The following is a 26,933-nucleotide window of genomic DNA, read 5'->3' on the forward strand; positions in this document are numbered from 1 at the left end:
GTGCTGGTGGAGCCCAGGGGACTCGAACCCCTAACCCCTGCCTTGCAAAGGCAGTGCTCTGCCAGTTGAGCTAGGGCCCCGAGGCGGCGCTCAGCGCAGGTCGGGAGCGGTGGTCGCCTCGTGCCACAGGGCGCGCTCGTCGTTCGACGCCTTGACCTTCTTGGCCACGACGGCGGCCACCCCGACGATGCCGGCCAGGATCAGGAGCTTCTTGAACATGGGATTGACCCCTTGCGCTCGACTACCGTCGGACGATGTGCGGTGGGGCTAGCTGGAATCGAACCAGCGACCTCAGAGTTATCAGCTCTGCGCTCTAACCGACTGAGCTATAGCCCCGCGTGGCGACGAGCAAGGTTAACCCATGCCCGCCAGCGCGCCCAAATCGGGGGGCCCGTGGCGGAAGCACCCGCGCCGTCCCGAACCTACCCGGACGCACGACGCCGGGGCGACCGCTTTACGCGGTGCCCCGGCGTCATCGAATCAGTCCCGCTCGGCGAGCGTCAGCTCGATCCCGCCGACCAGGTCGGCGCAGACGTTGTAGACGAACGCGCTCAACGTGGCCAGCGCGGTGAACAGCACCACGTTCACCAGGCCGATCAGTGCGGACGTGAGGATCACGCCCTTCGCGGTGATGCGGAACCCGCCGCCGCCGCCCGAACCGCCGCCGGCGTTCACCAGGTCGGTCAGGCTGTCGTTGACGCTCTTGAACACACCCATCGCGTCGAGCGCGAGGTAGAGCACCGACGTGGCCACCACCACCACGATGAAGAGCACCACCGAGACCGCGAAGGCGAACTTCATCACGGACCACGGGTCGATGCGCTTCAGGTTCAACCGGGCCCGGCGCGGCCCGCGCGAAGCGGCCGAACCGACCGAGGTACGCGCGGCGCGTACCGCCTCACCCACGCGCGCGGCGCCGACCGCCGCCGCGCCGCTGATGCCCGGCGGCAGGCCGCCCCCGTTGGCGGGACGCCCCGGGTTGCCGCCGGCCGGACCGGTGGCCTCGGGTGCCCCCTTCGGGGCGGTGCCCAGGCCGGCGCCGATGCGCGGCTGCGTGCCAGTGGTGCCGGTGGAGGCCCGGGCGGCGGCCGTCGGCCGGGCCGGGGGTGTGTTCGTGGCGGGCTTCGCCGCGGCCGGAGCCGCGAAGCCGTCGGCCGACGTCGGCGCGTCGATCTTGGTCTCGGTCGCCTCGCGGGGCTCCGAACCGTCGGTCGGCTTGTCGGGAGGCGGGGCCATGCCGGGGGCCCGGGTGAACTTCGGGGCAGGCGCGTCGGCGGGGACCGTGGCCCGACCCACGGCCGCACGGCCGGTCGCTGGTGTACCGCCCTGTGCGGCCTCCTCGTCGACCGGGGTGGCCGAGGTCCCCTTGTTCCCCGACTTCGCCTGTGTCTCCGTCATCAACTAGTCCTGTTCGTCAGGCTCGTCGGCATTGCGAGCAATCGCCACGATAGTCACGCCGTCCGGGAGGTCCATCAGCTTGACCCCCATTGTGTTCCGGTCACGCGTACGGCGTACAGGCTTCACCGGAGTCCGGATGACGCCGCCGTTGCTCGTGATGGCGAACAGCTCGTCCTCCGGATCGATCACGACCGCGCCGACCAGACCACCGCGTCGCTCGGTGATCTTCGCAGTCAGCACGCCCTTACCTCCCCGGCCCTGGACCGGGTATTCCTCGATCGGGGTACGTTTCGCGAACCCCCCGTTCGTCGCCACCAGCACGTCCAGGCCCTCCCGGACGACCTCGACGGCGAGCAGCTCGTCCTCACCGCTGAAGCGCATGCCGATCACCCCCGAGGTGGCCCGGCCCATCGGACGCAGCGCCTCGTCGGTGGCGTTGAAGCGGATCGCCTGCGCGTTCTTGGAAACCAGCAGCAGGTCGTCCTCCGGCGCCACCAGCACCGCACCGACCAACTCGTCCTCATCGCGCAGGTTGACCGCGATGATGCCGCCGGAACGGTTGGAGTCGAACTCCTCGAGCCGCGTCTTCTTCACCAGGCCGTTCTTCGTGGCCAGTACCAGGTAGGGCGCCACCTGGTAGTTCGGGATTTCGATGATCTGCGCGATCTGCTCGTCCGGTTGGAACGCGAGCAGGTTGGCCACGTGCTGGCCCTTGGCCACCCTACTGGCCTCGGGAAGCTCGTACGCCTTCGCCCGGTAGACCCGACCCTTGTTCGTGAAGAACAGGATCCAGTCGTGGGTAGAGCATACGAAGAAGTGGCTCACGATGTCGTCCTGCCGGAGCGTCGCCCCGCTCACGCCCTTGCCGCCACGTCGCTGCGACCGGTACAGGTCGACCTTGGTCCGCTTCGCGTACCCGGTGCGGGTGATCGTCACGACCACGTCCTCGCGGGCGATGAGGTCCTCCATCGAGACCTCGCCGTCGAACGGCACGATCTTGGTGCGCCGCTCGTCGCCCCACTTCGCGACGATCTCGCCCAGCTCGTCGGAGACGATCTTCCGCTGCCGCTCCGGCTTCGCCAGGATGTCCTTGAGGTCGGCGATCTCCACCTCGAGCTTGGCCAGGTCGTCCAGGATCCGCTGCCGCTCCAGCGCGGCCAGCCGGCGCAGCTGCATGTCCAGGATCGCGGTCGCCTGGACCTCGTCGATCTCCAGCAGCCGGATCAGCCCCTGTCGGGCGTCCTCCACCGTCGGCGAACGCCGGATCAGCGCGATCACCTCGTCCAGCGCGTCCAGTGCCTTGCTCAGACCGCGCAGGATGTGCGCCCGCTCCTCCGCCTTGCGCAGCCGGAACGCGGTCCGCCGGCGGATCACCTCGATCTGGTGCTCGACGTAGTAGCGGATGAACTGCGCCAGGTTCAGCGTGCGCGGCACGCCGTCGACGAGCGCCAGCATGTTGGCGCCGAACGTCTCTTGGAGCTGGGTGTGCTTGTAGAGGTTGTTCAGCACCACCTTGGCGACCGCGTCGCGCTTGAGCACCAGCACGATCCGCATGCCGGTACGCCCGGAGGACTCGTCCCGGATGTCGGCGATGCCGGCGAGCTTGCCCTCCTTGATCAGCTCGGCGATCCGCTCGGCGAGGTTGTCCGGGTTGACCTGGTAGGGCAGCTCGCTGACCACGAGTGCCGGCCGGCCCCGCTTGTCCTCCTCCACCTCGACCACGGCGCGCATCCGGATCGAGCCGCGCCCGGTCCGGTACGCGTCCTGGATGGCCTGCTGGCCGACGATCAGGCCGTAGGTCGGGAAGTCCGGCCCCTTGACGATCTCCAGCAGCGCTTCCAGCGTGGTCGCCTCGTCGGCCTCCGGGTGCTCCAGGCACCACTGCACCGCCGCGCCGATCTCCCGCAGGTTGTGCGGCGGGATCTTGGTGGCCATGCCGACCGCGATGCCCTCGGAGCCGTTGATCAGCAGGTTCGGGATCCGCGACGGCAGGATGGTGGGCTCCTTGGCCCGGCCGTCGTAGTTGTCCTGGAGGTCGACGGTGTCCTCGTCGATGTCCCGCAGCATCTCCATGGCCAGCGGGTCGAGCTTGCACTCGGTGTTGTGGCTGACGAAGCCGTCGGAGATGAAGGAGTGGTCGTCGGTGTCGACCCGGATGCTGTAGACCGGGCGCACACCCGAATCGGTGACCTCGGTCACTTCGGCGTAGTAGAACCGGCCGTCAACCAGCGGCTCGACCACGTCGAGGATTCCCGGCTCGGTGATCCGGGCCGCGATCTCGTGGCGATCCCGCTCCCACCGCTCGACCCGATCCACGTTGTGCCGGCGCAGCCAGTCGCGTTCGGTCCACCGCGTGGCGCCGTGCTCCCTGATGAAGTCGCCGACGAACGGCACCATGTCGCCGGAGAGCGCCGTGCTGCTCGCCGGTACCTGGGCCAGCTCGGACTCCAGCTTGGCCTGCTTGCGGCCGAGGAAGCCGATGTGAGCGGCGAAGATCCGGGCATCCCGGCGATTGGTGACCACGACCTTGATCTCGCCATCGTCGTACCGACACTGCCGGCTGATGACGCCGAATTCCAGCAGGAGCTGCTGTACCTCGCGGGCCAGGCGCTCGCTGCGGGTGGAGTACGAGACCTGGATGGTGTGGCGGGGCAACAGCGACGACGAACCGTCGCCCTCGAACAGCGCCTGGAGGAAGGCCCGTTTGACCGCCGCCGTTCCGCGCCAGACGAACTCCGGTACGAACTTGGCGGCGCTGCGCGCCCCGGTCAGTTCACCGAGCACGCTCGCCCGCAGCGCGGAAAGGTTCTGCACGTCGAGTTCGTGCAGCGTGCTGCCGGACGCGATGACACGCTCGGAGACATACCGGGGGCCGCCGACTGCGAGGTCGTAGGCGGCGAGGACCCGGACGAAGAACTCCCGGTCCACGTTGTTGAAGCCGGCCCGACCCTCGGACACCCAACCCTCGGACACGAACGCGCCGGCGAGGACGGCCGCCTCGACGTGCTCCAGCATCGGGTAGCCGATCTCGTCCGGCACGGTGCGCTGGAGAACCACGCGGTCACCGCGTGAAATCTCGGCGAGCAGCTTCCAGAGCAGCGTCGGCACGCCGGCCACGTTCACCAGGCAGAGCACCGGGTGGTTGTGGGTGCCGGTCAGCTCGTACCCCTCGCGGGTGCGCAGCCGCAGCGTGGGGTGCTCACCGGAGTGGAAGAACTTCGAAGCGCGAACCAGGTCGCCGTTGCGGTCGCGGACCTTGAGCTCAATGTCGGTCTCGCTGCTCGGCGCGGCACCAGGGACGATGTCGCCGATCCGAACACTGCCCTCGACGGTGCGAATGCGGACATCTGCGGTAAGGCAGTAGCGCATCGCGGCGGCCGGGTCGTTACCGGGCGAGCCGAAGTTGCCGTTGCCGTCGACGAGCGGGTAGCGCAGCGACCACGGCTGCGCCATCCGGACCAGCGCGTCGTAGATGGCCGAGTCGCCGTGCGGGTGGAACTGGCCCATCACGTCGCCGACGACGCGGGAGCACTTCACGTAGCCGCGGTCCGGCCGGTAGCCGGAGTCGAACATGGCGTAAAGGATCTTGCGGTGGACCGGCTTGAGCCCGTCCCGCACGTCCGGCAGGGCGCGCCCGACGATGACGCTCATCGCGTAGTCGAGGTACGAGCGCTGCATCTCGACCTCGAGGCCGACCGGCTCGATGCGGTCGTGCTGGACGACCGCGGCCAGTGTCTCCGGGGCCTCCGGCTCGTTCGGGGTGGACTCGGGAAGATCGGTCACTGTTAACCCTTATCAGACTCAGAGTCGTGATCTAGCTGTGGATAACGGCTGTGGAAAGCGGCCAGGCTGTGGATAACTCTGTGGACCACCGGGCCGGTCGGTGGATCTCCGGCCGGCCCGGGCACGCGTCCGTCAGATGTCCAGGAACCGCACGTCCTTGGCGTTGCGCTGGATGAACGACCGACGAGCCTCGACGTCCTCACCCATCAGAACGCTGAACAGCTCGTCCGCGGTGGCGGCGTCGTCGAGCGTGACCTGGCGCAGCGTACGGGTGGCCGGGTTCATCGTGGTCTCCCACAGCTCCGGGTAGTTCATCTCGCCGAGGCCCTTGAACCGCTGGATGTCGTCCGGCTTGGCGTTGGCCTTCTTCTGCTGGCGCAGCGCGATCAGCCCGTCGCGCTCCCGGTCGGAGTACGCGTACTGGGCGTCGTCGCCCTTCTTGTTCCACTTGATCTTGTAGAGCGGCGGGGCGGCCAGGTAGACGTGGCCCAGCTCGACGAGCGGTCGCATGAAGCGGAACAGCAGGGTGAGCAGCAGCGTCTGGATGTGCTGGCCGTCGACGTCGGCGTCGGCCATCAGCACGACCTTGTGGTACCGCAGCTTCTCCATGTCGAAGTCGTCGTGGATGCCGGTGCCGAGCGCGGTGATCAGCGCCTGCACCTCGTTGTTCTTCAGCACCCGGTCGATCCGGGCCTTCTCCACGTTCAGGATCTTGCCGCGGATCGGCAGGATCGCCTGGGTACGCGGGTCACGCCCCTGCTTGGCCGAGCCGCCGGCCGAGTCGCCCTCGACGATGAAGACCTCGGACTCGCGCGGGTCGGTGGACTGGCAGTCGGCCAGCTTGCCCGGCATCGAGCCGGACTCCAGCAGCGACTTGCGCCGGGCCAGCTTGCGCGCCTGCTGCGCGGCGATGCGGGCCCGGGCGGCCTGGGACGCCTTGGTGATGATGATCTTCGCCTCGGCGGGGTTGCGGTCGAACCAGTCGACAAGCGACTCGTTGCAGACCCGCTGGACGAAGCCCTTGACCGGGGTGTTGCCCAGCTTGGTCTTGGTCTGCCCCTCGAACTGCGGGTCGGTCAGCTTGACCGAGATGATCGCGGCCAGACCCTCGCGGATGTCCTCACCGGAGAGCCGCTCGTCGCCCTTGAGCAGCTTCTTCTCCGCGCCGTAGCGGTTGACCACGCTGGTCAACGCGGCCCGGAAGCCCTCCTCGTGGGTGCCGCCCTCGTGGGTGTTGATGTTGTTGGCGAAGGTGTAGACGGACTCGCCGTACGACTCGTTCCACTGCATGGCGATCTCGGCCGACATGCCGGTCTCCTCGGCCCCGAACTCGACCACCGTCTTGTGGATCGGGCTCTTCGAGGCGTTGAGGTGCCGGACGAAGTCGGCGATGCCGCCGTCGTAGTGGAACGTGACCTCGCGGGGCTTGCCCTCCTCGTCCTCCGGCACCCGCTCGTCGAGCAGGTGGATGGTGAGGCCGCGGGTGAGGAAGGCCATCTCCTGGAGGCGCCGGTAGATGGTGTGGAAGTCGAAGTCGACGGTCTCGAAGACGTCCGGGTCGGGCCAGAAGGAGACCGCGGAGCCGGTCCGGTCGGTCGGCTCGCCCTTCTCCAGCGGCGTCGGCTTCGACTGGTTGTAGCGCTGCCGCCAGACGAAGCCGTCCTTGTGGATCTCCACGGCCATCCGGGTGGAGAGCGCGTTGACCACCGAGACGCCGACACCGTGCAGGCCGCCGGAGACCGCGTACGCCTTGCCGTCGAACTTGCCGCCGGCGTGCAGCACGGTCAGCGCCACCTCGACGCCCGGCTTCTTCAGCTTGGGGTGCAGGTCGACCGGGAAGCCCCGGCCGTTGTCGGTGACCCGGACGCCCCCGTCGGCCAGCAGCACCACGTCGATGGTGTCGCAGTAGCCGGCCATGGCCTCGTCCACCGCGTTGTCGACGACCTCCCACACCAGGTGGTGCAGACCGCGCTCGCCGGTGGACCCGATGTACATACCGGGCCGCTTCCGGACCGCTTCCAGGCCCTCCAGCACGGTGATGGACTCGGCGCCGTACTTCTTGTTGTCCTCCGCTGCCACGCTCGGCCACTTTCTCGCACCGGCCGCGCGTGGGCGCGGGGCGCGGGTTCGGCGGACAGGACGCGACGTCGGCGTGCCCGGGCCGCTCCCGGGATCACCAGGTAACGGATCGGGTACGCCGGGCGCCGCGGTTGCCCGCGGATCGCGATCGGCTCGGACCCGATGCGGCACAATGATCAAGGGCTCTGGGGGCCCATGTCGATCGCTCCGTGCCGGGTCTTTCGTCTCGCCTCCAATCTTACTGTGCGCAGCCGACCAAACCGCCACTCGGCACCCCTGAAGAGGCGGCTGAGAATGCCGTAGCCGGACGAACCTCGCTGCCCGCGACTCCCCCTACACGCCACCGGCACCCGCCGTGCCATCGGCCGCCGCGACCGGTCCGGGCCGTCGGGCCGGTAACCGGCGGTTCGCGGGCCGGGGGTCGCGGTGGAACGCGACGTGCCGTACCTTTTGCGGCGCCGCCGTTGCGGTCTTGATCTTTCGCGCCCGGACCGGGGACCATCGCCTGGGATGGTCCGACAGACGCTTGGTGAGAGGTGACGCCAGATGGGGCTGGACAACGTCGCGGTGCACTGGCCGCGTACCGGCCGCTTCTATGATCCGGTCGCGCCGGCTGAGTTCGTGGACTTCGGCGAAATCGTGGACATGCCACGCATCTCCGCCCCGACCGCCGCGCTCGCCGAGTTGATCGCGAAGACCGGCACGGTGCGGGCGACCGCGTACACCGAACTGGTCGACCTGATCCTCGGGCTGGAGAATGTGCTCTACGCCACGGAGAACGCGGCCGAGGACGAGGACCCGGTCATCGACCCGGACGGCTGCGCCTGGATCGCCGAGGGCGTGGAGAAGTTCATCGCCCGGCACCGCCCGTACGGCGAGGCGGTCACGTTCGAGTCGGTCAGCGAGGTGCTGCGCGCGCTGCTCGGCGACGGGCGGCTGGCGGAGCAGCAGCTCCGCTGGCTGGAGAGCCGGCTCGACAAGCTGCGCGACGACAGCGGCGATCCGCCGCAGTGGAACTTCACCTGCGCCGAGCTGAGCGTGCTGGCCGCGTTCTACCGGCGCTGCGCGGAGCGGGGCTTCGCGGTCTACGCCGACGTGTAGCAGCCGCTCAGGGTCACCCGTAGGTGTCCCGGGGGCCACGGCCGCGTACCCGCCGGGGGCCGCGCGACCAGGACGGCGCGGCCGGGCCGTGGATGTGCAGCTTGCGCACCACGTTGTGGCCGACCTCGCTGGCGATCTGCTTGAGCAGCGAGCCGGCCAGCAGCCGCAACTGGGTGGCCCAGGCCGTCGAGCGGGCCTCCACGGTCAGCTCGCCGCTCTCCAGCTTCACCGGGCGGCTGTGCTGGGCGACCTCCGCGCCGACCACCTTCTCCCACGCGCCGAAGACGGTCGCCTCGGCCGCCGGCTGCTGCCAGCCGCGTGCCTTGACCAGCTTGTCGAGCACCGCGCCGAGCGGCTGCGGGTCACGCGGATCCGGGCCGGGCCCGGTGTAGCCGCGCAGCCGCTTCTCACCGTCGCCACGGACCGCGCTGCGTCGTCGGGGGCCGGCCGCGGCCTGGCGCCGGGCCTTCGCCGCGTCCAGCACCGCCCGGGCCAGCTCCGGCCCGGCCGGACCGTCCGCCGGGCCCGGTTCGCCGTCCGCCGGCTTCCCGGGGGTACGCGCGGAAGGCTCGCCCCGGCCGCCACGTGCCGCCGTCGCGCCGTCGCGCCCCGGCCCCAGCCGGGCCGGCGGAAGCCGGACCTCGTCGTCATTCGGCACGTCGCACCGTCCCCTCGCCAACCGTGTAGCGGGCACCACGCAGCGTCACCGGCACGTCGTCGTCCACCGCGCAGGTGACCAGGAGCTGGCTGGCACCGCCGACCAGCTCGGCCAGGCGTTCCCGCCGGCCGGTGTCCAGCTCGGCGAAGACGTCGTCGAGCACCAGCACCGGCTCGATCCCGTCGGCGCGCAGCAGGTCGTACCCGGCCAGCCGCAGCGCCAGCGCGTAGGACCAGGACTCGCCGTGGCTGGCGTACCCCTTGACCGGCAACGGGCCGAGGGTGAGGGCCAGGTCGTCACGGTGCGGACCGACCAGCGTGGTGCCGCGTTCGATCTCGGCGGCGCGGCCCGCGGCGAGCGCGGCGGTCAGCGCCTCGGCCAGCGCCGGCCGGTCGGCGGAAGGTTCGGGCAGGTCGACCGACGGCCGGTAGGTGATCCCGGCCGCACCCCGGCCGGCCGCCACCGCGTCGTACGCCTTGGCCACGTGCGGGGTGAGCGCGGCGACCAGTTCCAGCCGTCCGGCGAGCAGGTCGGCCCCGTGCTGCGCGAGGTGGGTGTCCCAGACGGTGAGCGTGGACAGGTCACCGCCACGGGAGCCGCCGGTCTTGCGGGCCAGGTACGCGGAACGCAGCAGCGCGTTGCGCTGCTTCACCACCCGCTCGTAGTCGGCGCGGACACCGGCGTAGCGGGGTTGGCGGCTGACCAGCAGGTCGTCCAGGTAGCGGCGGCGTTCGCCCGGGTCACCGCGGACGAGTTCCAGGTCCTCCGGCGCGAAGAGCACCAGCCGCAGCGCGCCGAGCACGTCCCGGGCGCGGCGGGCCGGGGAACGGCCGAGCCGGGCCCGGTTCGCCTTGCCCGGCACGATCTCCAGCTCGACGAGCAGTTCCCGGCCGTCGTGCACCACCGCGCAGCGGATCACCGCCGAGGTGGCGCCCATCCGGACCAGCGGGGCGTCCGTGGCGACCCGGTGCGAGTCCAGGGTCGCCACGTAGCCCAACGCCTCGACCAGGTTGGTCTTGCCGACGCCGTTGGCGCCGACGAGCACGCTCGGACCCGGCTCCAGGTCGACGCCGACCCGCTCGTACGAGCGGAAGTCGACCAGTTCGAGCCGGCGGACGTACACAGGCTGTGGACGCCGGTCAGCGCTTGTGGACGGCGTGCCCGCCGAACTGCTGGCGCAGCGCGGCGACGGCCTTCAGGGCGGGTGATTCGTCCTGCCGGGAGGCGAACCGGGCGAACAGCGCGGCGGTGATCACGTTGAGCGGCACGGCGAGCCGGACCGCCTCGTCGACCGTCCACCGGCCCTCGCCGGTGTCCTCGGTGTAGTCGCTCAGATCGGCCAGCTCCGGGTCCTCGTCGAGGGCCCGGTCGAGCAGGTCGAGCAGCCAGGACTGGACAACGGTGCCCTTGCGCCACGACTTGACCACACCGGGTACGTTCGTCACCAGTTCGGACGCCGAGAGCAGCTCGAAGCCCTCCGCGTAGGCGTGCATCAGGCCGTACTCGATGCCGTTGTGCACCATCTTGGCGTAGTGGCCGGCGCCGACCGGGCCGGCGTGCACGAAGCCGAAATCGCCCTCGGGCCGGAGCGCGTCGAAGATCGGCATGAGCCGGTCGACGTGCTCCTGCGCGCCGCCGACCATCAGGCCGTAGCCGTTCTGCCGGCCCCAGACACCGCCGGAGACGCCGACGTCGACGTAGCCGATGCCGTGCTCGTTGAGCCGTTCGGCGCGCGGGGCGTCGTCACTGAACCGCGAGTTGCCGCCGTCGATGACGATGTCGCCCTCGCCGAGCACGCCGGCGAGGTCGTCGATGGTGGCGTCGGTGACACCGGCCGGGACCATCACCCAGATGGCGCGCGGTGCGTCGAGCTTCTCGGCCAGCTCCGCGAGGCTCGCGGCGTCGCTGAGCTCCGGGTTGCGGTCGTAGCCGACCACCTCGTGCCCGGCGGCGCGCAGCCGTTCGCGCATGTTGCCGCCCATCCGGCCGAGTCCTACCAGGCCGAGCTGCATGTGCTGCTACCTCCGTACGTCAGGGTGGTGCTGCCGGCGATCAGCGGGAGACGCGGATCGGCATGATGAGGTACCGGTACCCCGGAATGACCTCGCCATCCTCGCCGGCCGGAGAAAGGACCGCGGGCTTGAAGGCGTCGACGAACCGCAGCAGGACGTGCTGGGCACCCAGGTTGGACAGGCCGTCGATCAGGTACTGCGGGTTGAAGCCGATGGTGAGCGGGTCACCGCTGAAGGTGGCCTCCATGGCCTCGCTGGCCCGGGCCTCCTCGGTGCCGCCGGCCTCCACGACCAGGCCGTCGGCGCTGAAGCTGAGCAGCACCGGGGTGGTGCGCTCGGCGACCAGCGCCACCCGCTTGACCACCTCGATGAGGGTGGCGACGGCGACCCGGGCCTCGGCGTTGTGGGCGGCCGGGAACAGCGAGCGCACCGGCGGGTAGTTGGCGCCGTCGAGCAGGCGGCTGGTGGTCCGGCGGGTGCCGCCGGAGAAGCCGATCATGCCCTCGCCGGCGCCGCCGGCGGAGAGCGCCATGGTGACGTGCCCGCCGAGCGGGCCGAGCGCCTTCGCGGTGTCGTTGAGCGTGCGGGCCGGCACCAGCGCGTTGAGGCTGATCTCCGGGTCGTCCGGGTGCCACTCCATCTCGCGCAGCGCGAGACGGTAGCGGTCGGTGGCGAGCATGGCCATGGTGCCGCCGGACAGCTCGATCCGGACGCCGGTCATCATCGGCAGCGTCTCGTCGCGGCCGGCGGCCACGGCCACCTGGGCCACCGCGGCGGCGAAGGCGGCGGCGTCGACGGTGCCGGCGCTCTCCGGCATCTCCGGCAGGGTCGGGTAGTCCTCCACCGGCATGGTGGGCAGCGTGAACCGGGCGCTGCCGCAGACCAGCTCCAGGTGGGAGCCGACGGCGGCGATGTCCACCGGCTTGGCCGGCAGCGCCTTGGTGATCTCGGCGAGCAGTCGACCGGAGACCAGTGCCGCGCCGTCCGCGTCACCCTGCACCTCGACGGTCACCTGGCTGGAGACCTCGTAGTCGAAGCCGGAGACCTGGAGGTTGCCGTCGGTCACCCGGAGCATCACCCCGGCCAACACCGGCACGGAGGGTCGGTTGGGCAGGCTCTTGGCGGTCCACGCGACCGCCTCGGCGAGCGCGTCGCGCTCCACTCGGAACTTCATCAATGCCTCCGCGTCGACGTCAGCGACAACTCTCTCATGCCGACCGCTGCCACCCGTCCCGCCCGACCGTGCGGGTACCCATCGCACCTTAGGGCGCGTGGGCATCGGCTGTGCGCCCGACCCCGTGGATCCAGGTGCCCCGCCGACTGCCGACGGCAGCGCTGCGGCCCGATCCACAGGAAGTCCAACGGTGATGATTGGTTTTTGTTGTTTAGAAGAGATAACTCATCGTCTTCATCGCACCTGTGCAAACTGTGGAGAACCGGCGTTTGCGCAGGTCAATCACGTTTTCCACAGGTGGGTTCCCGGTGGATAACCCGGGGTACAACCCGGCTCCCGGTCCACAGGCTCCGCCGGCCGCCGGGTTTTCCACCGCTGTCCACCGGTTGTCCACCGGTAATCCACCGGTTTTCTCCCCAGTGCTGTGGACAACGCCGACGGCCCGAACCCCCGTCGTCCCCAGAACCTTCAACAGGATCCCCACAGGCGGGCCGTCGTCGGTGGACAACGTGACCGTTGTCCCCAGGCGTCCACAGGCTCGTCCCCAGGAGTTGTCCACAGTCTGTGGGTAACCGGCCGGGTGCACAGGGTGGTTTTCCACCGCCTGTGACACAGGGGATGTGGACAACCGGTACGAGCTGTGGACAACCACGACGCCGATTCTGGGCCCTCCACCGGGTCGAGGGTCAACCGGCGGCGTCCACGGACGGCCCGGCGCCCTCGACGTGGCGCCCGACGGGCACGAAGAAGCCCGGCCGGGAACGTCGTCCGGCCGGGCTGTCGTGTCGGGTACGAGACGAGCGTCTCAGGTGTTCTGCTTGATCCGGTTCGTCAGCTCGGCGATCTGGTTGTAGAGCGAGCGTCGCTCCGCCATCTGCTGCCGGATCTTGCGGTCGGCGTGCATCACCGTGGTGTGGTCGCGTCCGCCGAACGCCTGGCCGATCCGGGGCAACGACAGGTCGGTCAGCTCGCGGCACAGGTACATGGCCACCTGGCGGGCGTTGACGAGCACCCGGGACCGGGAGTGACCGCGCAGGTCCTCCAGGCTCACCCCGAAGTACTCGGAGGTCGAGACCATGATCTGGTCCGCGGTGATCTCCGGGCCGGCGCCGTCCGGGATGAAGTCGCGCAGCACCTCCTCGGCCAGCGACAGCTCGACCGAGGACCGGGTGAGGCTGGCGAACGCGGTGACCCGGATCAACGCGCCCTCGAGTTCCCGGATCGAGTTCGACACCCGGGAGGCGATGAACTCCAGCACGTCCGGCGGGGCGTAGAGCCGCTCCTGCGCCGCCTTCTTCTGGAGGATCGCGATCCGGGTCTCCAGGTCGGGCGGCTGGATGTCGGCGAGCAGGCCCCACTCGAACCGGGTCCGGAGCCGGTCCTCCAACGTCGCCAGCTGCTTCGGCGAGCGGTCGGAGGTGATCACGATCTGCTTGTTGGCGTTGTGCAGCGTGTTGAACGTGTGGAAGAACTCCTCCTGCGTCCGTTCCCGGTTCTCCAGGAACTGGATGTCGTCGATCAGGAGGATGTCCACGTCCCGGTAGCGGCGCTGGAACGCGCTGGTCTTGTCGTCCCGCAACGAGTTGATGAAGTCGTTGGTGAACTCCTCGGTCGAGACGTACCGGACCGAGCGGGCGTTGCCCAACGTGGTGGCGTAGTGCCCGATGGCGTGCAGCAGGTGGGTCTTGCCCAGCCCGGAGCTGCCGTAGATGAACAACGGGTTGTACGCCTTGGCCGGCGACTCGGCCACCGCCACGCTCGCCGCGTGCGCGAAGCGGTTGGACGAGCCGATGACGAACGTCTCGAACATGTACTTCGGGTTGAGCCGGTTGCCGCCGCTCTCCACGCCGGGAAGCCGGCGGTCGGCCTGCCCGCCCGGCCGGTGGTGATCGGGGGTGCCGCGGCCGGGACCGTTGTCGGTGGCACCACGGCCCGGACCGTTGTCGGTGGCGCCGCGCCCCGGACCGTTGTCGGTGACACCGCCACGGGGCAGTCCGCGCAGCGGCGGGGAGTCGATCGGCCCCGGAGCCTCCCGGTAGCGGGGCTCGTACCCACCCCGGTCCGGAGCGGTCGGCTCCAGGTCGGGGCGGTCGTCGAAGGACCGGCGGTCGGGGGCGGCGCGCAGCGGCTCGGCGAACGCGGCGCCGAAGAGCGTGTCCTGCCCGTCCCGGCCGGCGGGGATCAGGTGCGGCCGGCCGCCGTCCGCGTTCCGCTGCCGTGGCGCGGGCTCCTCCATCGGATGCTCCGGCCGGGCGTCCGCCGCGTACTGGGGCTCCGGGCGGGGCGCGGGGTAGGCGGACTCGGGGGGCGGGCCGGCCCGGTCGAATCCGGGGAGCAGGCCGACCGCGCCCTCCCGGTCGGAGAGCGGCTCCGGGCCGCTGCGGTACACCGTGCCGGCCGGTCGCCCGCTCGGGTCGTCGGCGACCCGTACGGTGACCGCCACCTGGATCGGTCGGCCGAGCCGGCGGCTCAACGCCTCGGTGATGGCCGGGCGGAGCCGGGACTCGATCACGTCGCGGGTGAACGCGTCCGGCACGGAGAGCAGCGCGGTGTCCTCGACGATCGCGCGGAGCCGGGTGAGCCGGAGGTACGCCCGCTGCTGGGCGGAGATGATCTCGTCGGCGAGTTCCTCGGTGGCCGCCGCCCACACCGCGGCAAGGTCTGTCGCTCCGGTCACCGTCGTGCCACCCCCTCGCCTGATCCTCACGCCCGCCCGGACGGCTGACCGGTCGTCATCCACAAGTTATCCACAGCCTGTGTACCGACCGATTGTGGCCGCCCACCGGACGCGGGTCGGACCTGCCCCCTGATTGGCGGAGGCGCTGAAGCGGGTTCACCGTGCCGAACGATTCAACAGCTTGTCCGGTCTTGCCGGTCGGCGACAAACCCGGGCACCCGACGCCGACCGCAATCGCGCACGCTAACAGCGCGGACCCCGCGCCATCAACCGCCGACACCCTGGAGGCGGTGACGACCGCACCGGAAACGGCCCCGTCGACCGCCGTCGCGGCGCAGGTCGGGGCCGGGCGGGAAGGGTTTGACGGTCATTGCGGTGCTGCGTAGGCTGGAGCGGATGCTCTCTCGCCCTCTGCTAGGGTGATGGATGCTCGTTGCCCGCGGCCACCTCCCCGCACCATCGGAGGCCGGTTCGCCGGGCAGCGTCGATCAGCGGTCACCGTCAAGGTGATCGGGACCAGCACAGGACCCCGGGCGATCCGCCGCGCGGGGCGTACGACAACGGAGAGCCTGACGTGAGCAAGCGCACCTACCAGCCGAACAACCGCCGGCGCGCGAAGACCCACGGCTTCCGGCTGCGCATGCGCACCCGTGCCGGCCGCGCCATCCTTTCGACCCGTCGCGCCAAGGGCCGCACCCGCCTGGCGGCCTGAGGCCGACCGGTCCGGGGACGTGGGCTGTCGTGCTGGCCGCCGCACAGCGACTGCGGCGCAGTAGCGACTTCGCCGCAGCGGTTCGTGGTGGCCGACGCGTCGGTCGTGGCGCCGTTGTGGTCCACCTGACGCTCCCCGAGCCGACCGAGTCCACCGCGACACCTTCGCCGGAGCCGGCGCGGAGCAGCGGTGCGGAGATCTCCGTACCCCGCCGCGCCGGCTTCGTCGTGTCCAAGGCCGTCGGCGGCGCGGTGGTGCGCAACAAGGTCCGCCGCCGGCTGCGGCACCTGGTCCGGGAGCGCCTGGCCGAGCTGCCCGCCGGCACCACCCTGGTGGTACGCGCCCTGCCCCCGGCCGCCGACGCGGCGTACGCCCGACTCGGGGCCGACCTGGACGCCGCGCTCGCCGCCGCACGGGCTCCCCGGGGACGGCGGTCGCGATGAACGGCAGCCCCACGCCCCCCTCGCCGACAACCGGTGCCCGCATGCTGCTGGTACCCATCATCGCGTACCGTCGGTGGATAAGTCCGGCACTGCCGGCCCGCTGCCGGTTCTACCCGTCGTGCAGTGCCTACGCCGTGGAGGCGGTGTCCCGGCACGGCGCGTTGCGGGGAGCCTGGCTGACGGTCCGGCGGCTGTCGCGCTGCCACCCCTTTCACCCAGGTGGACACGACCCGGTGCCGGAGCCGGGCGGTCGCCGCCGTGCCGACGTGACTGGAGCCTGAGAATTGAGTCTCGACTGGATCTACTACGCGATCTCGTGGATCCTGCTGACCTGGCACTCGGCCTGGGACGCCATCGGGGTGCCGGTCGGCGCGGTCATCGGCACGAACTGGGCCTGGATCCTCGCCATCATCTTCCTGGTGGTGACGGTCCGGGTGATCCTGTTCCCGGTCTTCGTCAAGCAGATCAAGTCGCAACGGGCGATGCAGGCGCTCCAGCCGAAGGTGAAGGAGCTCCAGGAGAAGCACAAGGGTGACCGGGAGACGCTCCAGAAGGAGATGATGGAGCTCTACCGGAAGGAAAAGGCCAACCCCCTGATGGGCTGCCTTCCGATGTTCCTCCAGATCCCGGTCTTCCTGGGCCTGTTCCACACGCTCAAGCGGCTCAACCCGACGAACCCCGGCAAGACGCTCTACGGCTGGACGGCCGACCAGTTCAACAGCGCCTCCAGCGCGAAGCTCTTCACCGCCCCGATCTCCGGCCGGTTCGGCTCCACCGCCGCCGACCTGGCCCCGCTGGGCGCGAACACCGGCACCGTGAAGCTGATCGCCGGCATCCTGGTGCTCATCATGATCGCCACGACCTACCTCACCAGCCGGCAGATGATCCTCAAGACCGGCTGGGCGGAGGACCCGCAGCAGCGCATGGTGCAGCGGCTGATGCTCTACGGCATCCCGGTCTCGCTGCTGGTCTCGGGCTCGATCTTCCCGATCGGTGTGATCATCTACTGGGTCACCAACAACCTCTTCACGCTCGGCCAGCAGCAGTGGGTGCTGCGGAAGTTCCCGCCGCTGGTGCCGCCGAAGAAGGCCACCGCCACCGCCGGCAGGACCGCCGCCCAGCCGGCCAAGACCAGTGGCCTGTTCGGTCGCAAGGCCGCCGCGCCGGTGGCCAAGGCCCCGGCCGCCGCGCCGAAGGTGGCCGGTCCGAAGCCGGGCGCCAAGCCGACCAACCCGAAGAAGGGCGGCAGCCGCCCCGCCAAGCGGCAGGGCTGAGCCGCACCGGGCCGCCGCCGCAACCGGTGGCGGCCCCTCCGGACCCGAGCAGCACCCGAGGAGTTGGCGCCGGGCCGGAACCGCCGCGCGACGCGCGATCACGGGCGACACTGGCCCGTACGGACGTGCCCGAGGGGCATCCGGCGAACCTCCCGCCGGCCCTCGGGAGACAAGCGGACCTCGACGGTCCGGCCGAGCGAGTACGGAGATGAGACCCGTGACCGACACCAGCATCCCCAGCGCCGACCAGTCCGTGGACGAGGAGATCCCAGCGGCTGCCGCCACCGAGACCGACGAGGGCACGGCCGGCACCCGGGAGAAGAAGGCCCCGGCCGACAGCGACCTGTTCCGGCAGAGCGAGATCGCCGCCGACTATGTCGAGGGCCTGCTGGACATCCTCGACTACGACGGCGACATCGACGAGTTGGTCTCCGGTGGCCGGCCCGTCGTCGAGGTGGTCGGCGGTCGACTGCAGAACCTGGTCGGCCAGCGCGGCGCCACCCTGGAGGCACTCCAGGAGCTGGCCCGCCTGGCGGTGTTCCGGCAGACCGGCACGCCGAGCCGCCTGCTGCTGGACGTCGGCGGCTACCGGGCCGCCCGGCGTAAGGAACTGGCCGCGGTCGCCAAGAACGCGGTCGAGAAGGTCAAGGAGCACGGCGAGTCGGTGCGCCTGGAGCCGATGTCGGCGTTCGAGCGCAAGTGCGTGCACGACGTGGTCAACGCGATGAGCGGTGTGGAGAGCGAGTCCGAAGGCGTGGAGCCGAACCGCCGCATCGTCGTCCGGCCGGTTGCGGACTGAGGTCAGTGGCCTCCGACGACACGACGGCGGACGCCGTGGCCGGCCCGGGTGGTACGCCACCCGGGCCGCCGGCTGTGCGGCCCGAAACGACCCCCGACCCGTTCCGCTCCGACGAGGACCGGCTGACTGATCCGGCGTACGCGCCCGGGGCTGCGGTCGATCCCGAGTTCTCCGGCGACACCACGACGGTGGACGGCGTCGAGCCTCCCGCCGACACCGAGGTGACACCGGCCTTCTCCGGTGACGTGCCGGCGGCGGCCGAACCCGTCGACGCCGACGCTCCGGCCGGGACGGTCGACCCGTTCTTCGCCGAACCGGACGTGGTGGCGGTTCCGGCCTTCGCGGATCCGGCAGCCGTTCCCGAGCCGTCAACGGTGGACGGGCCTGTCGCGGGTGCCGCGCCCGACCCGGCCGACGCCACGTTGCCGCCGGAGTTGGCGGAGGCCGCGCGCGCACTCTTCGGCGACCGACTCGACCTCGCTGCCGCGTACGCCGAACTCCTGGCCACCGAGGGTGTGCTGCGGGGCCTGATCGGGCCCCGCGAGACGCCCCGGCTCTGGGACCGGCACCTGCTCAACTGCGCCGTGGTGGCGGAGCGGATCCCGGCGGACGCCCGCGTGATCGACGTCGGTTCCGGCGCCGGGCTCCCCGGACTGGTGCTGGCGATCGCCCGCCCTGATCTCACCGTGACCCTTGTCGAACCGCTCGCCCGGCGGGTCGCCTTCCTGGTGGAAGCGGTGCAGCGCCTCGGCCTGACCCGGTCCGTCCGGGTGTTCCGAGGGCGGGCCGACGAGGCGGCGGCCGGTTCCCGGGACCGCGATCCGCTCTCCGCCGACATCGTCACGGCACGGGCCGTGGCCCCGCTGGACCGGCTCGCCGGTTGGTGCCTCCCGCTGACCGTGCCGGGCGGCCGGTTGCTGGCGCTCAAGGGCGCCTCGGCGGCCGAGGAGATCGCCGAGCACACCGATGCGGTGATCCGGCTCGGCGGCGGGGAGCCCGCGCTGCACCGGTGCGGGACCGGATTGATCGAGCCGGCGGCAACTGTGGTCGAGGTGGTCCGGGAACGGGTGGTCAACCCGAAGAAGCCGAAGGCGAAGCGCTCGCGTGGCGGTCGCCGACGTGGCGACCGTAACCGGGATCGCTGAGCGGAGCAGGCTTTCCGGATGCCCCACGGGTCGTTGGACCCGTGGGGCGTGACCGGATCGATCACAACCCGACATGGACCCGCCACGCCCGTCGGCCGTAGGCTGACCGCGCGTCGATAGTGTGGAGCGGCGGTGCCGGGCGGCACCCGACCCGACCGTTTCCGCCGGCCGGTGAACGCCGCACACTGCGGAGGCCCGATCGACGGTGCGAACCGACCATCCGGAGCGGGTAGGGATGACAGGTGCATGACGACGGCAGGTACGACGAGCCACGGCTGACCGGCGCCGGCGGGCGAGCCCCGGACGGTTCCGTTTCACGTGAAACCAGCTACCAGGAGTGGGCGGTGAACGATTCCCGTGACGCCTCACAGTCTTCTCCGGTCGACCCGGCCCTCCGGCCGGAGGCGTCGGTGGCGGGCGCTCTCCGGCCGGTCTCGTCCGTACCGGCCAACGTCCCCCCGGTCCGCGAACCGCACGACCCGAGCGACGGCCCGGTGAACGCCCCGTCCCCGCGACCGGCATCGGTGCGGGCGAACGTCGCGATCCCCGCCCGTTACGAACCGCAACCGCCGGTCTCCGCCGTACCGCACCAGCCCGTCCCGGACCCGGTGTCGGCCGACACGCCACCGGTCGCCGGATACGGGGGCGAGGCCGCGGCCGACACGTACGTTTCACGTGAAACCCCGACGCGCGAAGAGGATGACCCACCGTTGGCTATGGAGGCGATGCGCGCCGTGCAGATCCTGAATCCCAGTGGCGAGGTCAACATGCCCCGCCCCGACCGGACCCGGGTGATGTGCGTCGCCAACCAGAAGGGTGGCGTGGGCAAGACCACCACTACCGTGAACCTGGCGGTGGCGCTCGCGCTGCACGGCAACCGCGTGCTCGTGGTCGACCTCGACCCGCAGGGCAACGCGTCCACCGGGCTGAACGTGCCACACCACACCGGTGTGCCGGACGTCTACGACTGCCTGATCGACAGCGTGCCGCTGGAGGAGGTGGCCCAGGCGGTCGAGGGCATCCCCAACCTGTGGTGCGTGCCGGCGACCATCGACCTGGCCGGTGCCGAGATCGAGCTGGTCTCGGTGGTCGCCCGGGAGTCCCGCCTGTCGCGCGCCATCGAGGCGTACCCGGGCCACTTCGACTACGTCTTCATCGACTGCCCGCCCTCGCTCGGCCTGCTGACCGTCAACGCGTTGGTGGCCGCGCAGGAGGTGCTGATCCCCATCCAGTGCGAGTACTACGCGCTGGAGGGGCTCAACCAGTTGATCAATAACATCAACCTGGTACGCCAGCACCTCAACCCGAAGCTCGACGTCTCCACCATCCTGTTGACCATGTACGACCGGCGTACCCGGCTGGCCGACGCGGTGGAGCAGGACGTCCGGAACCACTTCGGGGACAAGGTGCTCCAGGCCGTCATCCCCCGCAACGTGCGTGTCTCCGAGGCACCGAGCTACGGCCAGTCGGTCATGACCTACGATCCCGGTTCGCGGGGTGCCACGAGCTACTTCGAGGCCGCCCAGGAGATCGCCGAACGAGGGGTCAAGGAGCCAGTGAGCCGGAATGCGTAGTGCGGAGAAGTCGCTGGGAGGCGTCGCATGAAGAACCGTCCCCGCGGCGGTCTGGGCCGAGGGCTCGGTGCCCTCATCCCCACCGGGCCGGCGCCGGACGTCGTCCCGCCGGAGCCCGATGAGGCATTCGTCCCGACGGTGGCCACCCCGGCTTCTCCCGTCGCGGACCCGTCTCCCACCGGGGCCGGCGCGGTCCTCGACCGCGGCAAGCCGGCCGCCGAACCGGAGTTCGAGCTGAGCCCGGTGCCGGGTGCCCGCTTCGCCGAGATCCCGGTCGACAGCATCGTGCCGAACCCGAAGCAGCCGCGGCACGTCTTCGACGAGGAGGCGTTGGAGGAACTGAAGACCTCGATCCAGGAGGTCGGCTTCCTCCAGCCGATCGTCGTGCGGCAACTCGACGGCGAGAAGTACGAGCTCGTCATGGGTGAGCGGCGCTGGCGTGCCGCCCAGGCGGTCGGCCGGGAGAGCATCCCCGCCATCGTCCGAGAGACCAAGGACGACGCGATGCTCCGGGACGCGCTGCTGGAGAACATCCACCGCGCCAACCTGAACCCGCTCGAAGAGGCGGCTGCCTACCAGCAGTTGCTGGAGGAGTTCGGTGCCACTCACGAGGAACTGGCACGCCGGATCGGCCGCAGCCGACCGCAGATCTCCAACACCATTCGCCTGATGAACCTCCCCGGGGCCGTGCAGCGGCGGGTCGCCGCCGGGGTGCTCTCCGCCGGCCATGCCCGGGCGCTGCTCAGCCTCGACGACGGTGAGGCCCAGGAGAAGCTCGCTACGCGGATCGTCGCCGAGGGCATATCAGTACGCGGCACCGAGGAGTTGGTGGCTCTGGCGCTGGCTGAGGGGCCGGCAAAGCCCCCTGCGGCCAAGCGACGGGCCAAGGCGCATGCTCCCGCGCTCTCCGATCTCGCCGACCGGCTCTCCGACCGCTTCGACACTCGCGTGAAGGTCGACATCGGCCGGAGCAAGGGCAAGATCACGATCGAGTTCGCGACCGTCGACGACCTGGAGCGGATCGTCGGCATCATCGGGGTGGGCCAGGAGGAGCAGCCCGAGGAGTGACTCACTGCTCGACCCGACCGGCCGCATTCCCGTTGAGGGGATGCGGCCGGTGGCATTCCGGCACCCGTCCACCGCTGCGGTTCGCCCACGGTGCCGTCCTCGCACCCGTTGTCACTCGCCCGAAGTGGTGTGCCTCGCTTCCGTTGTTGTTCGTCGGATGTGCGGTGCCTTGCTCCTGTTGTTGTTCGTCGGACGTGACGCGCCCCGACCGTTCGGTCACCCGGGCGTGCCACGCTGCCACCGTCGCCGTTCGCTGGTCGCGCCGTGCTCGACACGAGAACCGTCGACCGTCGACGCCCTCTCCTGTGCAACGGGCCGGGCCGGCGCGAGGCCGTGAAGGGGTAGGGCCAGCGGTGCGGTTTCACGTGAAACGGCCTGGGCTTGTCGGGGCCCGTAAAAGCGGTTCCCACCCGCCTTGATGGTCTCGACCTGGACAGGCGCGTGCCTGGCCTGCGGAGGCGGGAGCGGGTGCCCGCGCTGGCTCGTCGCATACGAACGAGCCGTGGCGGCGGCGGCTTGTCTGACGCCGGAGTTGCTCGGCCGTTTCCTCTCCCGGACAGAGGCTCGCCGTGCCGCTGAGCCGATCTGCCTCGACCCGGCTGATCATCGGCCTTGCCCGCCGTGCTGTCCTGTCACGGCATCTGCGGTGCGCCCGGGCCCTCACCCGATCGATCACCGGGCGGGCCTCGCGACGGTGCTCATGACGGCATGCACGGCGCGACAGGCGGGGGTGCTGCGGTACAGGTGTGTGGCTTCGGGGACGGCGCGTCGAAAGGCAGCCGTCTCGCAGCCCTCGCGGCGATCCCCACCACATCCTGTCTCAGTCACCGGCGCAGCGTGCCGAGGTCACCGGCGCAGCGTTGGCCGAGTCGCCGGCGCAGTAACCCGGCGGTTCCGGTGCCACGCGACGGTAGAGGCGAGCGTCGCGCTCAAGCCGCACATCCCACCGGCCGCACTCGTGCGCGGGCCGGCATCGGCCAGCGGCTTCGGAATGAGTCTCCGCCCGGAGCAGATGCGGTGCCGTTCCCACGGAGCGCTGAGGGACTGAGCCGATCCGACCGCGCGGTGCGGCCGGGCCCGGGGCGCTTCGGGCGTGAGTCGACCGGTAGGGCGGGTCATCGAGAGGTTGGCGTCCGGGGGGCGGCGCGAGTCCCCCGCAGCCGTAGCCCGTTTCACGTGAAACGGGAGAGGGGCGCATCCAACCGAGCACCCCTTCCAGGGCTGAACCGCGACGGGTGCCCCGCGCATCCAGGAATCATGGAGCGCTCCGTTTCACGTGAAACGGAGCCAGCCCACGCGGCCGGACTGAGCCTCTCTGAGCCGCTGCGTCGGAGGGCTCCGCTCGTTGAACGGAAGGGCCGACGGGAAGGGCTCACGGCCGCAGAAGTTATCCACAGCGGTTGTCCACAGGCTCACTCCGTTTCACGTGAAACAACACCCGGAAACCCTTGCTGAGCTGTGGATGACGCACTGTGGTGGTGATCTCGGCGGCCTGTGGACAACGTGGTGGACAACGCGCCGTGGCTCGTCGAAGCGGGCTCGACTCCGGTGGGAACGGGGAGGGACAGGCGTCGCCAACTCCGTTAGGGTCAGCGTCGTGCAGGACACCCCTCCCTCAGTCCCGGACTTCACCCAGTGGCCCTCCTTCCCCTTCGAGGGCGATCTTCGCGTCAAGCAGCTCGACGATCCCGTGCCGGTCGAACCTCCCCGTCGGGGCGAGGAGGACCGGGAGTGCACCGCCTGCAACGCGCCCGACGAGGCGTACATCTGGGTCGGTGAGCGGTGGCGGGTCCGCACCATGGACCGGCCCACCGGGTTGCCCATGGTTCTGATCCTGGAGTCCCGCTCCCACCTGGACCTCGGTGACCTGCCGAATCTGCTCGCCGCCGAACTGGGGGTGATGACCGTCCGGCTGGAGAGGGCCATCCGCTCGCTGGACGGGGTCGCCCGGGTGCACGTCAACCGCTGGGGCGACGGGTCGGCGCACCTGCACATGTGGTTCCTGGCCCGCCCGTACGGGCGGCTGCAACTGCGGGGCACGTTCCTGTCGCTGTGGGACTCGATCCTGCCGCCGATCTCCGAGGAGCAGTGGCGGGAGAACCTCGCCATGGTGGCCGCGTGGCTCGCCGAGTTCGGTGGCCGACCGCTCGCCGAGCCGCCGCGCATCCGGTGGCAGGCCCCGTCGAGCCTCTCCTCGCCGGCGCCGGCGGACATCACCGAGGAACCCGACGAGGAGACGGCGTCGGTGATCGAAGCGGCGGACGAGATCCCGGAGGCCGAGCCGGTGGGGTCGGCCGACGACGCCGCCGATGACACGCCTTCCGTGCACCCGCCGGACGGCGGCCCTCGCGACGGGGATGGCGAGACAGCGACCGGCGACGCCGGGCCCACGGCGCCGGACGGCAACGCGGAGCCGGCGACAGGGACGGCCGGTCCGAACCGGGAGTGAGAGTGGTGGTGCTGGTCGGGTTAGCTCAGCGGCGCGCGGCGGCCCGGCCCACCAGCGAGCCCAGGACGCGACCGAAGTCGAGCCCGGCCGCCTGGATCGCCAGCGGCAGCAGTGAGGTCTCCGTCATGCCCGGCGAGACGTTGACCTCCAGCACGTGCGGCCGGCCCTCCGCGTCGACGATCAAGTCGACGCGGGATACGTCCCGCAGGCCTAGCGCCGTGTGCGCGGCGAGCGCCACGTCGGTCACCTGCGCGGTCGTGGCGGCGTCGAGCCGGGCGGGCGCGTGCCAGGTGGTGCGCCCCGCCGTGTAGCGGGCCGCGTAGTCGTAGACGCCGTTGCGGGGCACGATCTCGACCGGGGGCAGGGCCTGCGGGCCGTCGCCCAGGTCGAGCACGGACACCGCCACGTCCATGCCGGGCACGTAGCGCTCCACCAGCGCCGTCTGGTCGTACGCGAAACAGCCGACCATCGCGGCCGGCAGCGACGCGGCGTCCCGGACCACGGCGGCGCCCAGCCCGGAACCGCCCTGCGCCGGCTTGACCATCAACGGCAGCCCGAGGCGGTCGACGATCCGGTCCAGGACGGCGACCGCGCCCAGCTCGGAGAAGCGGTCGTGCGGCAGCGCCACCCAGTCCGGCGTGGGGATGCCGGCCTCGCGCAGGACGGCCTTGGCGGACGGCTTGTCCCAGGCCAGCCGGGAGGAGCGGGCGTCGCAACCGACGTAGGGCACGTCACACAGGTCGAGCACGCCGCGCAGCGAGCCGTCCTCGCCGGTGGCGCCGTGCAGGGCGATGACCACCGCGTCCGGCGGGTCGGCGGCCAGCGCGGGCAGCAGCGCGACGTCGGCGTCCCGCAGCTCCGCCTGCACGCCGACCGCGCGCAGCGCGTCCAGCACCCGGCGGCCGGACCGCAGGGAGACGTCCCGCTCGTAGGAGAGACCGCCGGCGAGCACGAGCACGTGCAGCTCGTCGGCGGAGGATCCGGTCACGGGTGTCGGTGCGGCGGGGGTGACGGCCATGCCGGCATCATGCCAAGTCGGGGCCGGGCGCGTCGGCGCCGCCCTGGCGTCGGCGTGGCCCGGCGTTGCCGACCGCTCCGAAGACCTTCCGCATGGCGATCTCCTGCTCCATCACGCCGGCCAGCCGGCGCACGCCCTCCCGGATCCGCTCCGGCGGCGGGAAGGAGTAGTTGAGCCGCATGTTGGACGTGCCCGTCCCGTCGGCGTAGAAGCCGGTGCCGGGCACGTACGCGACCCGGGCGGCGACGGCCCGCGGCATCATCGCCTTGGCGTCCAGCCCGTTCGGCAGGGTGGCCCACACGAAGAGGCCGCCGGCCGGGGTGGTCCAGGTAGTGCCGGCCGGCATCAGGTCGGTCAGCGCGCCGAGCAGCGCGTCCCGCCGCTCGCGGTAGACCTCCCGGTAGGTCTTGAGCTGCTCCCGCCACGGCATGGTGCCGAGGTACGTCGAGACGGCGGACTGCGCGAAGGCGCTGGGGCAGAGGATCTGCGCCTCGCTGGCGATGACCAGCTTGTCGCGCACCGCGTGCGGGGCGAGGATCCAGCCCACCCGCAGGCCGGGGGCGAACGTCTTGGAGAACGTGCTCAGGTAGAAGACCCCGTCGCGCCGCCGGGCCCGCAGCGGCGCCGGCGCCTCCCCCTCGAAACCGAGCTGACCGTACGGGTCGTCCTCCACCACGAGCAGGCCGGCACGCTCGCAGATGTCGAGCACCCGTTCGCGCCGCTCCTCGCTCAACGTCACGCCGGCCGGGTTCTGGTACGTCGGGATGGTGTAGAGGAACTTCACCCGCCGGCCGGCCCGGGCCATGTCGGCGATGGCCACCTCCAGCGCCTCCGGGATCAGGCCCTGGTCGTCCATCGGCACATGGGTCACCTGCGCCTGGGCGGCCTGGAACACCCCGAGCGCGCCGACGTAGGTCGGGCCCTCGGCGAGCACCACGTCACCCGGGTCCAGGAAGAGACGGGCCACCAGGTCGAGCGCCTGCTGCCCGCCGACGGTCACCACCACGTCCTCCGGGGAGGCCCCGCAGGAGGCGTCGATCCCGGAGAGGGCCATCACCTCGCAGATCCGCTCGCGCAGCTCCAGGGTGCCCTGGCCGATGCCGTACTGGAGGGTGGTGGCGCCGTGCTCGGCGCCGAGCCGGCCGAGCATCTCGCCCACCGCGTCGAGCGGCAGCGCGGCGATGTAGGGCGCTCCGCCGGCGAGCGAGACGACCTCCGGCCGGCTGGCGACCGCGAAGAGTGCCCGGATCTCGGAGGCGGTCATCCCCCGGACGCGGCGGGCGTACCGGTCGGTGTAGTCGTCGAGCGTCGTGCCGGTCATGACATCACCTCGGTCGGGTGTCGGCGGGGCTGCCGCCCGGTGTGGTACCCGCGATGCCGGCATCCAATGGCGGCGCGCGGCCGATTGGTCGATCGTAGTCCCTGGTGACCGGCGCGGAACCCGCCGTGTGGACACGTCCACATCCCGGACTGCCGGGTCCGTCGCCCGGGTGGGCGTTCGCGCGTCCCCTCCCGCGCCGGCGGGCGGAAGCGTACGATCGCTCGTCGGGAGCAGGAGGGCGGCGGGAC

At 71.0% G+C, this 26,933-nt stretch carries 21 protein-coding genes and 2 tRNA genes; 10 read left to right on the forward strand and 13 right to left on the reverse strand.

The window, feature by feature from the left end; all coding sequences use genetic code 11:
• Positions 1-4: 4 nt before the first annotated feature.
• The 6 genes from ACZ6O5_RS26535 to gyrB form a co-directional block, all read right to left on the reverse strand.
• Positions 5-80: transfer RNA gene (locus ACZ6O5_RS26535), tRNA-Ala, on the reverse strand.
• 10 nt (positions 81-90) lie between these two features.
• On the reverse strand, positions 91-219 hold the full coding sequence (locus tag ACZ6O5_RS26540; RefSeq protein ID WP_013283222.1) for a DLW-39 family protein: 129 nt from the start codon (positions 217-219) through the stop codon (positions 91-93).
• 43 nt (positions 220-262) lie between these two features.
• A tRNA-Ile gene (locus ACZ6O5_RS26545) sits at positions 263-336 on the reverse strand.
• Between the two features lie 144 nt (positions 337-480).
• The gene (locus ACZ6O5_RS26550) at positions 481-1,398 is read right to left on the reverse strand and encodes a DUF3566 domain-containing protein (protein ID WP_465980438.1); all 918 of its coding nucleotides are present in this window, start codon (positions 1,396-1,398) and stop codon (positions 481-483) included.
• Positions 1,399-1,401: 3 nt separating this feature from the next.
• Entirely contained in the window at positions 1,402-5,181 is a 3,780-nt protein-coding gene (gene gyrA / locus ACZ6O5_RS26555; protein WP_465980439.1) for an intein-containing DNA gyrase subunit A, read from the reverse strand.
• A 132-nt stretch (positions 5,182-5,313) separates the two neighbouring features.
• Positions 5,314-7,260, reverse strand: coding sequence for a DNA topoisomerase (ATP-hydrolyzing) subunit B (gene gyrB, locus ACZ6O5_RS26560; protein WP_405091793.1), 1,947 nt, complete (start codon positions 7,258-7,260; stop codon positions 5,314-5,316).
• Positions 7,261-7,806: 546 nt separating this feature from the next.
• Between gyrB and ACZ6O5_RS26565 the strand changes: the two genes are divergently transcribed.
• The gene (locus ACZ6O5_RS26565; protein WP_281933903.1) at positions 7,807-8,361 is read left to right on the forward strand and encodes a hypothetical protein; all 555 of its coding nucleotides are present in this window, start codon (positions 7,807-7,809) and stop codon (positions 8,359-8,361) included.
• Between the two features lie 13 nt (positions 8,362-8,374).
• On the opposite strand, the gene ACZ6O5_RS26570 is transcribed toward ACZ6O5_RS26565, so the two are convergent.
• The 5 genes from ACZ6O5_RS26570 to dnaA form a co-directional block, all read right to left on the reverse strand.
• Positions 8,375-9,019 (reverse strand): DciA family protein, encoded by a 645-nt coding sequence (locus ACZ6O5_RS26570; RefSeq protein WP_465980440.1) that lies wholly within the window; start codon positions 9,017-9,019, stop codon positions 8,375-8,377.
• Positions 9,009-10,142: a DNA replication/repair protein RecF gene (gene recF, locus ACZ6O5_RS26575; RefSeq protein WP_465980441.1), complete on the reverse strand. Its 1,134-nt coding sequence runs from the start codon at positions 10,140-10,142 to the stop codon at positions 9,009-9,011. The genes ACZ6O5_RS26570 and recF overlap by 11 nt, the downstream gene beginning before the upstream one ends.
• A 16-nt stretch (positions 10,143-10,158) precedes the next feature.
• Positions 10,159-11,031: a phosphogluconate dehydrogenase (NAD(+)-dependent, decarboxylating) gene (gnd, locus tag ACZ6O5_RS26580; RefSeq protein ID WP_465980442.1), complete on the reverse strand. Its 873-nt coding sequence runs from the start codon at positions 11,029-11,031 to the stop codon at positions 10,159-10,161.
• A 40-nt stretch (positions 11,032-11,071) separates the two neighbouring features.
• Positions 11,072-12,205 carry a DNA polymerase III subunit beta gene (dnaN, locus tag ACZ6O5_RS26585; RefSeq protein ID WP_396772397.1) on the reverse strand — a complete coding sequence of 378 codons (1,134 nt, stop codon included), beginning with the start codon at positions 12,203-12,205 and terminating at the stop codon, positions 11,072-11,074.
• A gap of 805 nt (positions 12,206-13,010) precedes the next feature.
• Entirely contained in the window at positions 13,011-14,882 is a 1,872-nt protein-coding gene (gene dnaA, locus ACZ6O5_RS26590) for a chromosomal replication initiator protein DnaA (RefSeq protein ID WP_465980443.1), read from the reverse strand.
• Positions 14,883-15,456: 574 nt separating this feature from the next.
• Here dnaA and rpmH point away from each other — a divergent pair.
• The 9 genes from rpmH to ACZ6O5_RS26635 all read left to right on the forward strand — a co-directional run bounded on the left by rpmH (position 15,457) and on the right by ACZ6O5_RS26635 (position 24,346).
• A complete protein-coding gene (gene rpmH / locus ACZ6O5_RS26595; protein ID WP_091061882.1) occupies positions 15,457-15,594 on the forward strand; it encodes a 50S ribosomal protein L34 in 138 nt (45 codons plus the stop codon).
• A 29-nt stretch (positions 15,595-15,623) separates the two neighbouring features.
• Positions 15,624-16,037, forward strand: a complete 414-nt coding sequence (rnpA, locus tag ACZ6O5_RS26600; protein ID WP_465980444.1) for a ribonuclease P protein component — start codon at positions 15,624-15,626, stop codon at positions 16,035-16,037.
• A gap of 41 nt (positions 16,038-16,078) precedes the next feature.
• A complete protein-coding gene (gene yidD / locus ACZ6O5_RS26605; RefSeq protein WP_233220212.1) occupies positions 16,079-16,318 on the forward strand; it encodes a membrane protein insertion efficiency factor YidD in 240 nt (79 codons plus the stop codon).
• A gap of 3 nt (positions 16,319-16,321) precedes the next feature.
• Complete coding sequence (yidC, locus tag ACZ6O5_RS26610; protein WP_465980445.1) at positions 16,322-17,311, forward strand: membrane protein insertase YidC; 990 nt, start codon at positions 16,322-16,324, stop codon at positions 17,309-17,311.
• 208 nt (positions 17,312-17,519) lie between these two features.
• Positions 17,520-18,110, forward strand: coding sequence for a Jag family protein (locus tag ACZ6O5_RS26615; protein ID WP_465980446.1), 591 nt, complete (start codon positions 17,520-17,522; stop codon positions 18,108-18,110).
• A gap of 374 nt (positions 18,111-18,484) precedes the next feature.
• The gene (rsmG, locus tag ACZ6O5_RS26620; protein WP_465980615.1) at positions 18,485-19,255 is read left to right on the forward strand and encodes a 16S rRNA (guanine(527)-N(7))-methyltransferase RsmG; all 771 of its coding nucleotides are present in this window, start codon (positions 18,485-18,487) and stop codon (positions 19,253-19,255) included.
• Positions 19,256-19,497: 242 nt separating this feature from the next.
• Entirely contained in the window at positions 19,498-20,829 is a 1,332-nt protein-coding gene (locus ACZ6O5_RS26625; RefSeq protein ID WP_465980447.1) for a ParA family protein, read from the forward strand.
• 27 nt (positions 20,830-20,856) lie between these two features.
• On the forward strand, positions 20,857-21,897 hold the full coding sequence (locus tag ACZ6O5_RS26630) for a ParB/RepB/Spo0J family partition protein (protein WP_465980448.1): 1,041 nt from the start codon (positions 20,857-20,859) through the stop codon (positions 21,895-21,897).
• 1,597 nt (positions 21,898-23,494) lie between these two features.
• On the forward strand, positions 23,495-24,346 hold the full coding sequence (locus tag ACZ6O5_RS26635) for a hypothetical protein (RefSeq protein ID WP_465980449.1): 852 nt from the start codon (positions 23,495-23,497) through the stop codon (positions 24,344-24,346).
• Positions 24,347-24,371: 25 nt separating this feature from the next.
• Here ACZ6O5_RS26635 and ACZ6O5_RS26640 read toward each other — a convergent pair whose 3' ends face one another.
• A complete protein-coding gene (locus ACZ6O5_RS26640; RefSeq protein ID WP_281933927.1) occupies positions 24,372-25,364 on the reverse strand; it encodes a D-alanine--D-alanine ligase family protein in 993 nt (330 codons plus the stop codon).
• Between the two features lie 7 nt (positions 25,365-25,371).
• A complete protein-coding gene (locus ACZ6O5_RS26645) occupies positions 25,372-26,685 on the reverse strand; it encodes an aminotransferase-like domain-containing protein (RefSeq protein WP_465980450.1) in 1,314 nt (437 codons plus the stop codon).
• Between the last annotated feature and the right edge of the window lie 248 nt (positions 26,686-26,933).

It is taken from the genome of Micromonospora sp. NPDC049201 (genome assembly GCF_055586805.1).